Below are 13,765 nucleotides of genomic sequence, written 5' to 3' on the forward strand. Positions count from 1 at the left end.
TTCCATGGAGCCCCGCGACGTGCGCGCTGCAGGCGCCGTGGTCACCCGCAAGGGCGGCGAGGTCCTGCTGGTGCACCGGCCCAAGTACGACGACTGGTCCTTCCCCAAGGGCAAGCTCGATCCCGGCGAGCACGTGGTCACCGCGGCAGTGCGCGAGGTGGCCGAGGAGACCGGCCTCGACGTACGCCTCGGGCCGGCGCTGTCCTCGCAGCGCTACCGGATGTCCAACGGCCGGTTCAAGTCGGTGGACTACTGGACCGGCCGCGTGCTCGGCAGCGACGACGTCAGCCGCTACCGGCCCAACGACGAGATCGACTCCGTCCAGTGGGTGCCGTGGGACGCCGCGATGCGCCGGCTCACCTACTCCTACGACCGCGACACCCTCGCGGAGGCGAAGCCACTGCGGCGCAAGACCCGTGCCCTGGTCGTGCTGCGGCACGGGAAGGCGCGCTCGCGCGACAGCTGGCGCAAGGACGACCGGCTCCGCCCGCTCCTGAGGCTCGGGGAGGGCCAGGCGCAGCACCTGGTCCCGTTGCTCGCGGCGTTCGACGTCACCTCGGTGCACACCTCGTCGAGCACCCGGTGCGTGCAGACCGTGACGCCCTACGTCGACACGACCGGGTGGCCGGTCAAGAAGTACGACGAGCTGAGCGAGGAGGACGCCACCCCGGAGGGCGTCGTCGAGCTCGTCGACGCGCTGCTCGACAGCGGCGAGAGCACCGTGCTGTGCACCCACCGCCCGGTGCTGCCCGCGGTGCTCGACGCGCTGCGCCTGCCCGAGGTCAGGCTCGAGCCGGGCGGGATGCTGGTCGCGCACCACCGCAAGGGCCGCGTGGTCGCGACCGAGGTCCTGCAGCCCTGAGCCTTGTAGGACTCCCGGGGTCGCTCGTCAAGCGCAGCCGGGCGAGTTCATGTGATCGCCGTCTCACGCACGAATGTGCGACGCCATCCGGCCCGGCCGAGTTCACGCTGCGTTCACCGACGACGCCGTGGTCGTTCTCCTGCCGTGCCTAGCGTCCCGATCGTCAGCAATCACAAGACTTTCAGGAGCACTGAAGTGAACCGCACTTCTTTCCGCAAGCTGCTTGCCCCGAGCGTGGCAGTGCTTGCCCTCTCGATCTCCCTCACCGCCTGTGGTGCCGGGAACGAGAGCGACGCCGCGGCGTCCGACGGCTCGAGCGAGGCCACGGGCGGCCTGTCCGGCGACCTCAGCGGCGCCGGTTCCTCCGCCCAGGAGAAGGCCCAGGGCGCCTGGGCCACCGGCTTCCAGGGCATGAACGACGGCAACGTCACCGTCAACTACGACCCGGTCGGCTCCGGCGACGGTCGTACGAACTTCATCGAGGGTGGCGTCAGCTTCGCCGGCTCCGACTCCTACCTCAACGACGACGAGGGCGAGCTCACTGCTGCCAAGGAGCGCTGCAACGGCGAGGACCCGATCGAGGTCCCCGCCTACGTCTCCCCGATCGCCGTCGCGTTCAACGTGGAGGGCGTCGACTCGCTCAACCTCGACGCCGACACGATCGCGCAGATCTTCGACGGCAAGATCACCAGCTGGGACGACCAGGCGATCGCCGACCAGAACCCCGACGCCACCCTGCCGGACCTGGCCATCACGCCGGTCCACCGCTCGGACGACTCGGGCACCACCAAGAACTTCACCGACTACCTCGGCAAGGCCAGCTCGTCGTGGTCCTACGAGGCCGAGGACGCGTTCCCGGTCAAGGGTGGCGAGGCCGCCGAGGGCACCTCGGGCGTCATCTCCGCCGTCTCGGGCGGCAAGGGCACCATCGGCTACGCCGACGAGAGCCAGGTCGGCGACCTGTCCGTCGTCTCGGTCAAGGTCGGCGAGGAGTACGTCGCCCCGTCCGCCGAGGGTGCCGCCACGGTCGTCGAGGCCTCCCCGGCCGCCGAGGGCCGTGCCGACGTCGACATGGCCGTCGACATCGACCGCGAGACCACCGAGCCGGGTGCCTACCCCGTCGTCCTGCTCAGCTACGTCATCGCCTGCCAGACCTACGAGGACCAGGCCGAGGCCGACCTGGTCAAGGGCTACCTGTCCTACATCGTGTCCGACGAGGGCCAGCAGGCAGCGTCGGAGGAGGCCGGCTCCGCGCCGCTCTCCAGCTCGGTCGCCGAGAAGGCGCAGAGCATCGTCGACGCGATCACCGCGGGCTGATCCACCGGTCGGCGGGTACTCCGCCGACCACCCACGCCGGGTGCGGCGGGCCGGGCAACCGGCCCGCCGCACAGGCGCATGAAACGACTGAGTGAGGTAGCACGTGGCAACCACCGTTGTTGCTGAGGACACCGGCCGGGCCAGGCCGCGGCTCGGCGACCGGGTCTTCTCCCGGCTCGCCCTGGCTGCGGGGATCGCGATCCTTGCCGCCCTGGCAGGCGTCTTCATCTTCCTGGCGATCGAGGGCGTCCCCGGCCTGTCCAAGCCGGCCGAGTTCTACGGCAGCGCAACCAGCTTCTGGGGCTACGTCGCGCCGCTGCTGTTCGGCACGGTGCTGGCCGCGGTCATCGCGCTCGTCGTCGCCGTCCCGCTCGCCTGGGGCGTCGCGCTGGTGGTGAGCCACTACGCCCCCAAGTCCATCGCGACCCCCATCGCGTACGTCATCGACCTGCTCGCCGCCGTGCCGTCGGTCGTCTTCGGCCTCTGGGGCATCAGCGTGCTGGCACGCGAGCTCCAGCCGGCGTACGTCTGGCTCGACGAGAACATGGGCTGGCTGCCGTTCTTCGCCGGCCCCGCGTCGGGCACCGGGCGCACCATCCTGACCGCCGGGCTGGTGCTGGCGATCATGATCCTGCCGATCATCACCGCGATCTCCCGCGAGGTGTTCGCGCAGACCCCGCGCCTGCACGAGGAGGCCGCGCTGGCCCTCGGCGCCACGCGCTGGGAGATGATCCGGATGGCCGTCTTCCCCTACGCCCGTTCCGGCATGGTGTCCGCGGTGATGCTCGGTCTCGGACGTGCCCTCGGCGAGACGATGGCCGTCGCGATGGTCCTCTCGCCGGGCGGCGGCATCTCGCTCAACCTGATCTCCAGCAGCAACCCCGCCTCGATCGCGTCCAACATCGCCGCCAACTACAAGGAGGGCACCCCGGGCAAGATCCAGGTGCTGATCGCGACCGGCCTGGTGCTGTTCCTGGTGACGTTCCTGGTGAACTTCGCCGCGCGATGGATCGTCACCCGCAGTGAGAGGAAGCTCCACCGATGAGCGTCACGACTGCTCCCGTCCGCACGGCCCCCGAGGCGGTCTCCTTCACCGCGGCCAGGCTGCCCCGCATCGCGCCGGCTCTCGTGGCCGTCGTGGCCGTCGCGGCTGCTGCGCTGCCGGTGCTCCTCCTCGGCTGGGGCCCGGTCGCCTGGGCGATCCTGTCCGCTCTCGTCTTCCTCGTCGCGCTCCCCGTCTGGGCCGGTGTGGTCGAGGGACGTCGCGGCGCCACCGATCGGCTGATGACCGGCCTCGTGTGGACCGCCTGCGCGATCGCGGTCGTGCCCCTGGCCTCGCTGCTGTGGACGGTCGTCGACCGCGGTCTGCCGCGGATCAGCTCCACCTTCCTGACCTTCTCGATGTATCGCACGAGCCTGGACCAGGAGGTCGGCATCTACCACGCGCTGATCGGCACGCTGCTGATCACGATCGGCGCGGCCGTCATCTCCGTGCCGATCGGCATCATGGCCGCGATCTACCTCATCGAGTACGGCAAGGGCAGCCGGCTGGCCGGGTGGATCACCTTCCTCGTCGACGTGATGACCGGCATCCCGTCGATCGTCGCCGGACTGTTCGCGTTCTCGGTCTTCATCCTGCTCTTCGGACCGAGCTACCGGTCTGGCATCGGCGGCTCGGTGGCGCTGTCGCTGCTGATGATCCCGGTGGTCGTTCGCTCGACCGAGGAGATGCTGCGCCTCGTGCCGGCCGACCTGCGCGAGGCGTCGTACGCCCTGGGCGTGCCGAAGTGGCGCACGATCGTCAAGGTCGTGCTGCCGACCGCGCTGGGCGGCATCGTGACCGGCGTGACCCTCGCCATCGCCCGCGTGGTCGGTGAGACCGCCCCGTTGCTGCTCATCGCCGGTCTGACGACGCGCACCAACTTCAACCTGTTCGACGGGCGGATGACGACCCTGCCAGTGTTGATCTACACCCAGAACGCCAACCCCGGCATCGCCGAGACCCCGGGCGGCACGCCGCCGGGCGTCGAGATCGCTTGGGGTGCAGCGCTGGTGCTGATCGTGATCGTGATGCTGCTGAACCTCGTGGCGCGCGTCATCGGCAGGATCTTCGCCCCCAAGACCGGCCACTGAGCCAGACCCAGATCTTCCGGAAGACAAGAGAGACCCACCCCCATGGCCAAGAGCATCACCGTCGACTCCCTCGACATCTACTACGGCGACTTCCTCGCCGTCGAGGGCGTCAGCATGACCATCAAGGCGCGCTCCGTCACTGCCTTCATCGGCCCCTCCGGCTGCGGCAAGTCCACCTTCCTGCGCTCGCTCAACCGCATGCACGAGGTGATCCCCGGTGCCCGCGTCGAGGGCAAGGTGATGGTGGACGGCCAGTCGCTCTACGACAGCGCCGTCGACCCGGTCGCCGTACGCCGCCAGATCGGCATGGTCTTCCAGCGGCCGAACCCGTTCCCGACGATGTCGATCTACGAGAACGTGCTCGCCGGCAACCGACTCAACTCCAAGAAGATGAAGAAGTCCGAAGCCGACGACGTCGTCGAGCGCTCGCTCAAGGGCGCGAACCTCTGGAACGAGGTCAAGGACCGCCTCGGCAAGCCCGGCATGGGCCTCTCCGGCGGCCAGCAGCAGCGCCTGTGCATCGCCCGCGCGATCGCCGTCGAGCCGCAGGTCCTGCTGATGGACGAGCCGTGCTCGGCGCTCGACCCGATCTCCACCTCGGCCATCGAGGACCTGATCCACGAGCTGAAGACCGACTACACGATCGTCATCGTCACCCACAACATGCAGCAGGCCGCCCGCGTCTCCGACGAGACCGGCTTCTTCAACCTGAAGGCCGCCGGCGAGCCCGGCCACCTCGTGGAGTTCAACTCCACCCAGAAGATGTTCGCCAACCCCGACAACGAGGCCACCGAGGCCTACATCTCCGGCCGCTTCGGCTGAGCGCTCGCCCGGGTTGGCCCAGGGCGCCCTGGGGGGGGTAGTTAGGGACGTTCTGGTGGTGAGATCGGGGGTTCGACCCACCAGACCGTCCCTAACTACCCCCCGGGGAGGTGGGGCACCGTAGCGGGCCAGCAACTGTCCCCAGGACGGCCTGAGGCCGCCCCGGCCGGTCAGCTGTGGATCGCTGCCGCGCCGCATCCAAACCGTCGGCCATCGTGCCTCCGATGGAGGAGTACGGCGTAGGTGCGTGGCCGCTCCAAGGGTTCGGTCCGCGCGAGGGCCTGCCGCCCGGGACGGTGTGGCCGTCGCGCCGCGAGGACGAGGGCGGCCCGACCGAGTGGCAGACGCGCTCGGGTGCGTTCCGGCGTACGAGCAGGGGGCTGTGGGTGGCCGCCGAGGTGCAGCGCACCCTCGAGCAGCGCATCGTCGAGGCTGCAGCGTGCCTTCCGTCCTACGGGGCGGTGACCGGCTGGGCCGCACTGCGCTGGCAGCGAGCGATGTGGTTCCAGGGCTCGTGGCCGGACCAGACACCACGTCCGGTGGCGCTGGCGGTGGGCGACCAGCACGCCCTACGACCGCAGCTGGGACTCCAGGTCAGTCAGGAGATCCTCCCGCCGGGCACCATCCGCCGGGTTCGGGGTCTCAGGGTCACGTCGGCACTTTGGAGCGTGGCCTACGAGATGAGGAAGGCGCCGAGCGAGGAGGCGGCCGTTGTCGCCTTCGAGCTGGCGGCGCTGCACGACCTCGTGTCGATCGCCGAGCTGGCTGCGTACGTCGACACCGCGCTGTGGGTGCGGCAAGGCGTGCCACGGATCCGCGCCCTGCTGCCCCACCTCGACGAGAACAGCTGGTCGCCCACCGAGCCGATCATGCGCCGGACCTGGTGCCTGTCCCACCATCCCAGGCCGCTCACCAACCATCCTGTCTTCACGCGTGACGGGCGGTTCGTGGGCACTCCCGACCTCCTCGACCCTGACGCAGGCGTCTACGGCATGTACGACGGCGCGCTGCACCTGGCAGGGAAGGCGCGGCAGAAGGACGTCGTCAAGGAGGCGGCGTACCGCGCGCTCGGCCTCGAGGGGGTGACCATGATGGCGGGCGACCTTGCAGACCGCGAACCCTTCGTCGCCAGGCTCCGCGAGGCCTACACGCGCGCCGCGCACCGACCCCCCGAGCGGCGCCGCTGGAGCACCGAGCTGCCGCACTGGTGGATCCCCACGTTCACCGTGGAGCAAAGGCGCAGGCTCTCCCCGGAGCAGCGGGTCCGCCTTCTCGGGTACCGGCCGGCGGCCTGAGGCCGGCCGACGCCTGCCACGTGCCCGTCTCGGGGTAGTTAGGGACGTTCTGGGAGGTCAGTCGCCCGTTTCGCCTACGAGAACGTCCCTAACTACCCCCCCAGAGAGCCGAGCGCCGGGCGGAGCCGGCGACCAACGTCAGGGGAGGAAGAGGTGCGCGATCCCGTAGCAGATGGCGGCGGCGAGGGCGGCGGCCGGGAAGGTCAGCACCCAGGCCGTGAGGATCGACTTCGCCACGCCCCAGCGGACGGCGGAGAGGCGCTTGGTGGCACCGACGCCCATGACCGCGGAGGTGATGGTGTGGGTGGTCGAGATCGGCGCCTCGAAGACGTACGACGTCGTGTAGAGCACGCCGGCGGCCACCGACTCCGCCGCGAAGCCGCGGGGCGGGTCGAGGTGGATGATGCGGCGCCCGAGCGTGCGCATGATGCGCCAGCCGCCGGACCACGTGCCGAGGGAGATCGCCGTCGCGGCAGCCAGGATGACCCAGAGCGGGAGGCCGTCGGACTCGGAGACGTAGCCACCGGTGAGCAGCGCCAGGAAGATCACGCCCATCGTCTTCTGGGCGTCCTGCAGGCCGTGGCCGAGCGCCATCGCCGCGGCGGAGACGGTCTGGGCGACCTTGAAGCCGCGGTTGGTGCGTCCCGGGTTGGCGTTGCGGAAGAGCCACATGATCGCCAGCATCAGCAGGAAGGCGAGCGAGAAGGCGACGACCGGCGACAGGAACATCGGGATGACGACCTTGTCGAGCACGACCGCCCAGTTGGTCGTCGCGCCCGCGACCACCGCCGCGCCGCAGAGGCCGCCGATGAGGGCGTGCGAGGACGACGACGGCAGGCCGAAGTACCACGTGATGAGGTTCCACGTGATGGCGCCGAGGAGGCCGCACATCACGATGACCAGTCCGTGGGAACCGGGGCCTGGGTCGATGGTGTCGGAGACGGTGTGGGCCACCTTTTGGCCCAGGAACGCACCGACGAAGTTCATGACGGCCGCCATGGCCAGCGCCACGCGGGGCTTCAGGGCCCCCGTGGACACGGACGTGGCGATCGCGTTGGCAGCGTCGTGGAAGCCGTTGGTGTAGTCGAACACCAGGGCGACGGCGACGACCGCGATGATGATCGCGATTTCCATCGAGTCAGGACTCCTTGACGGCGATCTGCTCCACGATGTTCGCGACCTTCTCGAACGCGTCGATCGCCCCCTCGAGGGACTCCACGACGTCCTTCAGCTTCAGGACCTCGAGCGCCTCGTACTCGCCGCTGAACAGGTTGGCGAGGATGCGGCGGTAGGACTTGTCGCCGGTGTTCTCGAGGCGGTTGATCTCGATCCAGTACTCGTCGAGCGAGCCCATCGACTCCAGCTTCGGCATCGCGGCCGCGGTGAGCTCGGCGCAGCGCTGCAGCACCTCGACCTGCTGGGTGGTCTCCGGCGGGAGCGAGGTGACCTCGTAGAGGAGGACGAGGTCGACGGCCTCGTCCATCATGTCCATCACGTCGTCCAGGGCCGAGGCCAGCGAGTAGATGTCCTCGCGGTCGAACGGGGTGACGAAGGTGCTGTTGACGCGACGCACGATCGAGTGGGTGGTCTCGTCGGCAGCGTGCTCGGCCTCGCGCATGCGCTGGGCGATCTCGGGACGGGAGGCCCCTTCGGCAAGCATCTCGCTGAGGAGCTGCGCTCCGACGACGAGGTGGCCTGCGGCTTCGCTGAACAGGTCGTAGAACGAGCTGTCGACAGGGCGGAACTTCAAACGCACGGTGAACTCCGAACGGGGGGCGGATGAACCGGGAAACATGCTAGGGGGTGATCCGCTCGAGAACGCAACCGCGAGCCGTGTGACCGGCGCCGCTCCGCCCGGCGAGGCCTGAGGACGCCCTCAGCGGCGGCGGGTGCGCTGGCGCGCGATGAGCGCGTCCTGCAGGTGTCGTACGCCGCTGTGGTGCCGCCACTCGCCGTCGGCCCCCAGCTCCCAGGCGGAGGTCTCCTCGTCCAGCGCCAGGTCGAGGAGCGCGCGGATCTCTTCGACGACGTGCTCGTCGCGCAGCCGGACCAGCACCTCGACGCGACGGTCGAGGTTGCGGTGCATCATGTCGGCCGAGCCGATCCAGGCGGCGGGGTCTCCGTCGTTCTCGAACCAGAACACGCGGCTGTGCTCGAGGAAGCGGCCCAGGATCGACCGGACCCGCACCGTCTCCGACAGCCCGGGCACGCCGGGGCGGAGGGCGCAGATGCCGCGGATCACCAGCTCGACGGGCACGCCGGCCTGCGAGGCGAGGTAGAGCGCGTCGATCACCGCCTCGTCGACCACCGAGTTCGCCTTGATCCGGATGCCTGCCCGGCGGCCGGCCTGCTGGTGGGCGACCTCCTGGTGGATCTGCGCGATCAGCCCGTCGCGGACGCTGTCGGGCGCCACCAGCAGGTGCTCGTAGGTGGTGTTGCGGCTGATCCCGGAGAGGTTGTTGAACAGCAGCGCGACGTCCTCGCCGATCTCCGGGTCGGAGGTCAGCAGGCCGAGGTCCTCGTAGAGCCGGGCGGTCTTCGGGTTGTAGTTGCCGGTGCCGAGGTGGACGTAGCGCTTGATCCCGTCGGGCTCGTCGCGCACGACCATGGACAGCTTGCAGTGGGTCTTGAGGCCGACCAGACCGTAGACCACGTGGCAGCCGGCGTGCTCGAGCTTGCGCGCCCAGCGGATGTTGGCCTGCTCGTCGAAGCGCGCCTTGATCTCCACGATCACCAGCACCTGCTTGCCCGCCTGGGCCGCGTCGATGAGCGCCTCGATGATCGGGCTGTCGCCGGAGGTGCGGTAGAGCGTCTGCTTGATCGCCAGCACGTGCGGGTCGGCGGCGGCCTGCTCCAGGAACCGCTGCACGGAGGTGGCGAAGGAGTCGTAGGGGTGGTGCAGCAGCACGTCGTGGCGCGACACCGAGTCGAAGACGTCGACGGGGGAGGCGGACTCGACCTCGGCCAGGCTCGGGTGCGTCGAGGGGAGGAAGCCGGCGTACTTGAGGTCGTCGCGGGGCAGGTCGGCGATCGAGTTCAGGCCGGTGAGGTCGAGCGGGCCGGGCAGCGAGACCACCTCGTCGCGGCGTACGCCGAGCTCGGAGACCAGGAGCTCGAGCACCTTCGGGTCGATCGACTGCTCGACCTCGAGCCGGACGGGAGCGCCGAAGCGGCGCCGCAGCAGCTCCTTCTCGAGGGCCTTGAGGAGGTTCTCCGCGTCGTCCTCCTCGACCTCGAGGTCCTCGTTGCGGGTGACGCGGAAGGTGTGCGCGCCGAGCACCTCCATGCCGGAGAACAGCTTCTTGAGGTGCTCGCCGATGACGTCCTCGATGGGCACGAAGCGCTGGTTGCCGAGACCGACGAAGCGGCCGAACGTCGGCGGCACCTTCACACGGGCGAAGTGCTCGGTGCCGGTCTTCGGGTGCCGCACCACCACGGCGAGGTTGAGCGAGAGCCCCGAGATGTACGGGAACGGGTGCGCCGGGTCGACGGCCAGCGGCGTCAGGACCGGGAAGATCCGATCCTTGAAGAGCTTCTTGCAGACCTTCTGCTCCTCGCGGTCGAGCTCGGCCCAGCGGACGATCTCGATGCCCTGGTGGCCGAGCTCGGGGAGCAGGTCGACGAGGGCCTGTGCGTGCCGCTCCATCAGCTCACGACACGTCGACCACAGCTGGTCGATCTGCTCGCGCGGCATCAGCCCGCTCGCGGCCCGGACGGCCACTCCGGCGTCGATGCGCCGCTTGAGACCGGCGACGCGCACCATGAAGAACTCGTCGAGGTTGCTGGCGAAGATGGCCAGGAACCGCACGCGCTCCAGCAGCGGAAGGGTCGGGTCCTCCGCGAGCTCGAGGACCCGCTGGTTGAACCGCACCCACGAGATCTCCCGGTCGATGAACCGGTCGTCGAACTTCTCCACGGCCTCGATCGCGGCCTCGTCGGGCTGGTAGGGGGGCTCGACGTCGAACACCTCGGTCGGGTGGCCGAACGGCTGGTCGACCGGCCCCTCCTCCACCGACGGGGAGACAGCGCTGGTGAGGGTGGCCGGGTCGGACATGTCGACCAGTGTGGCACCGAAAGGTGAACGCGAGATGACGCTCGTGTCAGTAGACGAGCGCCTGCACGCCGTCACCGAGGACCTGCTCGGCGAACACCGCGGCGCCGGCGATCGTGATGCCCTCGCGCAGGTCGCCCGCCGAGAGCCCGCGCCGGGCCGCGCACTGCGAGCAGACCGTGATCGTGCCGCTCGACAGCACGGCGTCCATCAGCCGGTCCAGGGGAGTGGCCAGGTCGAGCTCGAACGCCTCCGCCCGGCCCGGTACGCCGAACCACGCGGCCTCGCCGGTCAGCCAGAGCGAGACCTCGGCCCCCGACGCGGCGGCGGCCGCTGCCACGGTGAACGCCTGGTTGCAGCGCTCGGCGTCCTCGGCTCCGCAGGTGACCTTGACGACCAGTGAGCGAGGCATGGGGCCACATTAGAGTGAGCGCCATGCCTTTCGAGCTGCCGGACAACCTGCACCCCAACTGCGGCCCCGTCGCCTGGCTGCTCGGCACGTGGCGGGGCAACGGCCACGGCGCGTACCCGACCATCGAGTCGTTCCAGTTCGGCCAGGAGCTGATCTTCACCCACGACGGCCGGCCGTTCTTCCACTACATGTCGCGCGCGTGGATCGTCGACGAGCAGGGCGAGTTCGTCCGCGACGCCGCGATGGAGACCGGCTTCCTGCGCTGCCCCGAGCCGGGCAAGGTCGAGTTCCTCCTCTCGCACAACATCGGCTTCTCCGAGATCTGGTACGGCGCTGCGGAGGGCGGCAAGGTCGAGATGCACACCGCCGGCGTCGCCTACACCGAGACCGCCAAGCACGTCGACGCGGGCTCCCGGATGTACGGCAACGTCGACGGCGACCTCCTCTACGCCTACGACATGGCCGCCGTGGGCCAGAAGCTCCAGCCGCACATCTGGGCGCGCCTCCAGCGGGCCTGAGCGGGACGATGAGTGACGACCTCGCCGCCCGGCTGCGCGAGCAGGGGTTGCGACTCACCCCCCAGCGCGAGCTGATCCTGCGGGCCGTCGACGAGCTGCGCCACGCCACTCCCGACGAGGTGCTGGTCCACGTCCGCGGCCAGGTCAGCTCGGTCAACGCCTCCACCGTCTACCGCACGCTCGAGGTGCTCGAGGAGCTCGGGCTCGTGCGCCACACGCACCTCAGCGACCGCGCGCCGACGTACCACTCCGTGCACGAGCACGAGCACGTCCACGTCGTGTGCCGCACCTGCCACACGGTGCTGTCGTACGACCCCGACCTCGTCGCCCCGGTCGTCGCCGCGCTGGCCGAGGACGGGTTCACCATGGACGTCGGTCACCTGGCCATCTTCGGCACCTGCGCGGACTGCGCTGGCAGCTGAGTCGCCCAGCGACTCAGGGGCGACCCACGAGCGACTCAGCACCCGCCGGAGGCTGTCATCCCACCGCTGGGGCAGCCAGCCCACGCCGCCTAGACTCGACGGCATGGCCAGCCCCCTCCTCGCCCTGCCCGGAGCCGTCGCCGTCGACGGCATCGACGCCCCGGTGGCCGCGCACTACGGCTCGTTCAACACCGAGCAGCGCGGCCTCGCGCGCGGGGACGGCTTCGTCGACCTCTCGCACCGTGACGTGCTGCGCATCTCCGGCCCCGAGCGGCTGAGCTGGCTGCACAACCTCACGACGCAGTACTTCGACGGTCTCGCCCCCGGCACCTGGACGCAGGCGCTGGTCCTCAGCCCGCAGGGCCACGTCGAGCACGCCTTCGCCGGCGTCGACGACGGCGAGGCGTTCACCGCGCACACCGAGCCCGGCGCGGGGGCGGCCCTGGTGGAGTGGCTCGAGCGGATGAAGTTCATGACCCGCGTCGAGGTCGCGCTCGTCGACGACCTGGCCGTGATGTGGCGCCCGGGTGAGGGTGCGGGCCGCTACGACCTCGTCCCGCGCGACCGCATCGAGGCGTACGCCGACGCTGCCGGCCCGGCTGCCGGGCTCTGGGCCTTCGAGGCCCTGCGGATCGAGCGCGGCGAGCCCCGGTTCGGGATCGACACCGACCACCGCACCATCCCCAACGAGGTCGGCTGGATCGGCCCGGCCGTCCACCTCGACAAGGGCTGCTACCGCGGCCAGGAGACCGTCGCCCGTGTGCACACGCTCGGCCGGCCGCCGCGCCGGCTGGTGCTGCTGCACCTCGACGGCTCGGAGAACCGGCTGCCCCCCGCGCACTCCCCGGTCTCCCTCGACGGCCGCGACATCGGCTTCGTCGGGTCGAGCGCGCGCCACCACGAGCTCGGGCCCATCGCGCTGGCGCTGGTCAAGCGCAACGTCCCGGTCGACGCCACGCTGACCGTCGACGAGATGCCGGCGACCCAGGAGGTCGTCGTCGACCCCGAGGTCGGCCTGCACGTCCGCCCCCTCCGCTGAGCCACGCCGTTCCGTCATACGAAGCCGAACCGACGCGGTCGGAGACGTATGACGGACCCGGCGGCAGCCGGAGAGCCCTCAGCCCCGGCGGCGGTACTGCACGTGCGTGTCCGCATCGGCGTGCGCGAACCCGAGGCCCGAGTAGACCGCGACCGCCGGGGCGTTGTCGGACTCGACGTAGAGCAGCACCTCGTCCACCCCGAGGCCGGCCAGGTGGTGCAGCCCGGCGAGGGTGAGCAGCTTGCCCAGCCCGCGGCCCTGCGCGGCGGGGGCGATGCCGACGACGTAGACCTCGCCGTGGCGGGCGTCGTGCTGCTTGGTCCAGTGGAAGCCGAGCACCCCCGACGCGTCCTCGGCGACGAGCAGCCCGGCAGGGTCGAACCACGGCTCCGCCATCCGTCGCGCGAGGTTGTCGAGGTCCATCGCGCCCTGCTCGGGGTGGTGCGCGAAGGCGGCCGCGTTCACCGCGACCACCGAGGAGGCGTCGCTGTCGCGGTAGCCGCGGACCGTCACCCCGGACGGCACGGAGAGAGCGGGGAGGGGGAGCGAGGTCGGTCGCCGCATCACCCAGAGGTCGCGCACCCGGTCCCATCCGTGGCTCGCGGCCAGGCGCGCCGCGGCCGGGTGGTTGCCGTGGGACCACGCCGTGAGCGGACCGTCGTACGACGCCTCGGTGCGGGTCAGCAGCGCCGAGCCGGTCCCACGCCCGCGCGAGGCCGGGTCGACGGCGAGCGAGAGGTCGCCGTCGTGCACGAGGGCGAAGCCGCCGGACTCGGTGAGCACGGTGGCGGTGCCGTCCGCCAGCGCCATGCGGGCGGCCTCGTCGAGCGGCGCGGCCCCGTCGACGGCCTCGGCGGCACGGGCGATCTCCTCGACGCGGTCACCGGTCTCCAT

Annotated in this window: 14 protein-coding genes; 9 read left to right on the forward strand and 5 right to left on the reverse strand. The window is 70.5% G+C overall.

What is annotated here, in order from left to right:
* Positions 1-4: 4 nt before the first annotated feature.
* From ASC64_RS02350 to ASC64_RS02375, 6 genes are all read left to right on the forward strand, one after another.
* Positions 5-862: an NUDIX hydrolase gene (locus ASC64_RS02350; RefSeq protein ID WP_056905890.1), complete on the forward strand. Its 858-nt coding sequence runs from the start codon at positions 5-7 to the stop codon at positions 860-862.
* Positions 863-1,057: 195 nt separating this feature from the next.
* Positions 1,058-2,179, forward strand: a complete 1,122-nt coding sequence (gene pstS / locus ASC64_RS02355; RefSeq protein WP_056905891.1) for a phosphate ABC transporter substrate-binding protein PstS — start codon at positions 1,058-1,060, stop codon at positions 2,177-2,179.
* A 103-nt stretch (positions 2,180-2,282) separates the two neighbouring features.
* The gene (gene pstC, locus ASC64_RS02360) at positions 2,283-3,224 is read left to right on the forward strand and encodes a phosphate ABC transporter permease subunit PstC (RefSeq protein ID WP_056905892.1); all 942 of its coding nucleotides are present in this window, start codon (positions 2,283-2,285) and stop codon (positions 3,222-3,224) included.
* Positions 3,221-4,312, forward strand: coding sequence for a phosphate ABC transporter permease PstA (gene pstA / locus ASC64_RS02365; RefSeq protein ID WP_056905893.1), 1,092 nt, complete (start codon positions 3,221-3,223; stop codon positions 4,310-4,312). Before pstC ends, pstA begins: the two co-directional genes overlap by 4 nt.
* A 42-nt stretch (positions 4,313-4,354) precedes the next feature.
* Positions 4,355-5,134 (forward strand): phosphate ABC transporter ATP-binding protein PstB, encoded by a 780-nt coding sequence (pstB, locus tag ASC64_RS02370; protein WP_056905894.1) that lies wholly within the window; start codon positions 4,355-4,357, stop codon positions 5,132-5,134.
* 224 nt (positions 5,135-5,358) lie between these two features.
* Complete coding sequence (locus ASC64_RS02375) at positions 5,359-6,429, forward strand: hypothetical protein (RefSeq protein ID WP_056905895.1); 1,071 nt, start codon at positions 5,359-5,361, stop codon at positions 6,427-6,429.
* A gap of 138 nt (positions 6,430-6,567) precedes the next feature.
* Here ASC64_RS02375 and ASC64_RS02380 read toward each other — a convergent pair whose 3' ends face one another.
* The 4 genes from ASC64_RS02380 to ASC64_RS02395 form a co-directional block, all read right to left on the reverse strand.
* Positions 6,568-7,563 (reverse strand): inorganic phosphate transporter, encoded by a 996-nt coding sequence (locus ASC64_RS02380; protein ID WP_056905896.1) that lies wholly within the window; start codon positions 7,561-7,563, stop codon positions 6,568-6,570.
* A 4-nt stretch (positions 7,564-7,567) separates the two neighbouring features.
* Positions 7,568-8,185: a DUF47 domain-containing protein gene (locus ASC64_RS02385; protein WP_056905897.1), complete on the reverse strand. Its 618-nt coding sequence runs from the start codon at positions 8,183-8,185 to the stop codon at positions 7,568-7,570.
* A 120-nt stretch (positions 8,186-8,305) separates the two neighbouring features.
* Positions 8,306-10,483: an RNA degradosome polyphosphate kinase gene (locus tag ASC64_RS02390; protein WP_082550120.1), complete on the reverse strand. Its 2,178-nt coding sequence runs from the start codon at positions 10,481-10,483 to the stop codon at positions 8,306-8,308.
* Positions 10,484-10,529: 46 nt separating this feature from the next.
* Complete coding sequence (locus ASC64_RS02395) at positions 10,530-10,892, reverse strand: DsrE family protein (protein WP_056905898.1); 363 nt, start codon at positions 10,890-10,892, stop codon at positions 10,530-10,532.
* Between the two features lie 23 nt (positions 10,893-10,915).
* On the opposite strand from ASC64_RS02395, the gene ASC64_RS02400 reads away from it, so the two are divergent.
* The 3 genes from ASC64_RS02400 (at position 10,916) to ygfZ (ending at position 12,871) form a co-directional block, all read left to right on the forward strand.
* Positions 10,916-11,410 carry an FABP family protein gene (locus ASC64_RS02400; protein ID WP_056905899.1) on the forward strand — a complete coding sequence of 165 codons (495 nt, stop codon included), beginning with the start codon at positions 10,916-10,918 and terminating at the stop codon, positions 11,408-11,410.
* 8 nt (positions 11,411-11,418) lie between these two features.
* Entirely contained in the window at positions 11,419-11,832 is a 414-nt protein-coding gene (locus ASC64_RS02405; RefSeq protein WP_056905900.1) for a Fur family transcriptional regulator, read from the forward strand.
* Positions 11,833-11,935: 103 nt separating this feature from the next.
* Positions 11,936-12,871, forward strand: coding sequence for a CAF17-like 4Fe-4S cluster assembly/insertion protein YgfZ (gene ygfZ, locus ASC64_RS02410; protein ID WP_056905901.1), 936 nt, complete (start codon positions 11,936-11,938; stop codon positions 12,869-12,871).
* 78 nt (positions 12,872-12,949) lie between these two features.
* Here ygfZ and mshD read toward each other — a convergent pair whose 3' ends face one another.
* On the reverse strand, positions 12,950-13,765 hold the full coding sequence (gene mshD / locus ASC64_RS02415; RefSeq protein WP_056905902.1) for a mycothiol synthase: 816 nt from the start codon (positions 13,763-13,765) through the stop codon (positions 12,950-12,952).

It is taken from the genome of Nocardioides sp. Root122 (genome assembly GCF_001425025.1).
Taxonomy (GTDB): Bacteria; Actinomycetota; Actinomycetes; order Propionibacteriales; family Nocardioidaceae; genus Nocardioides.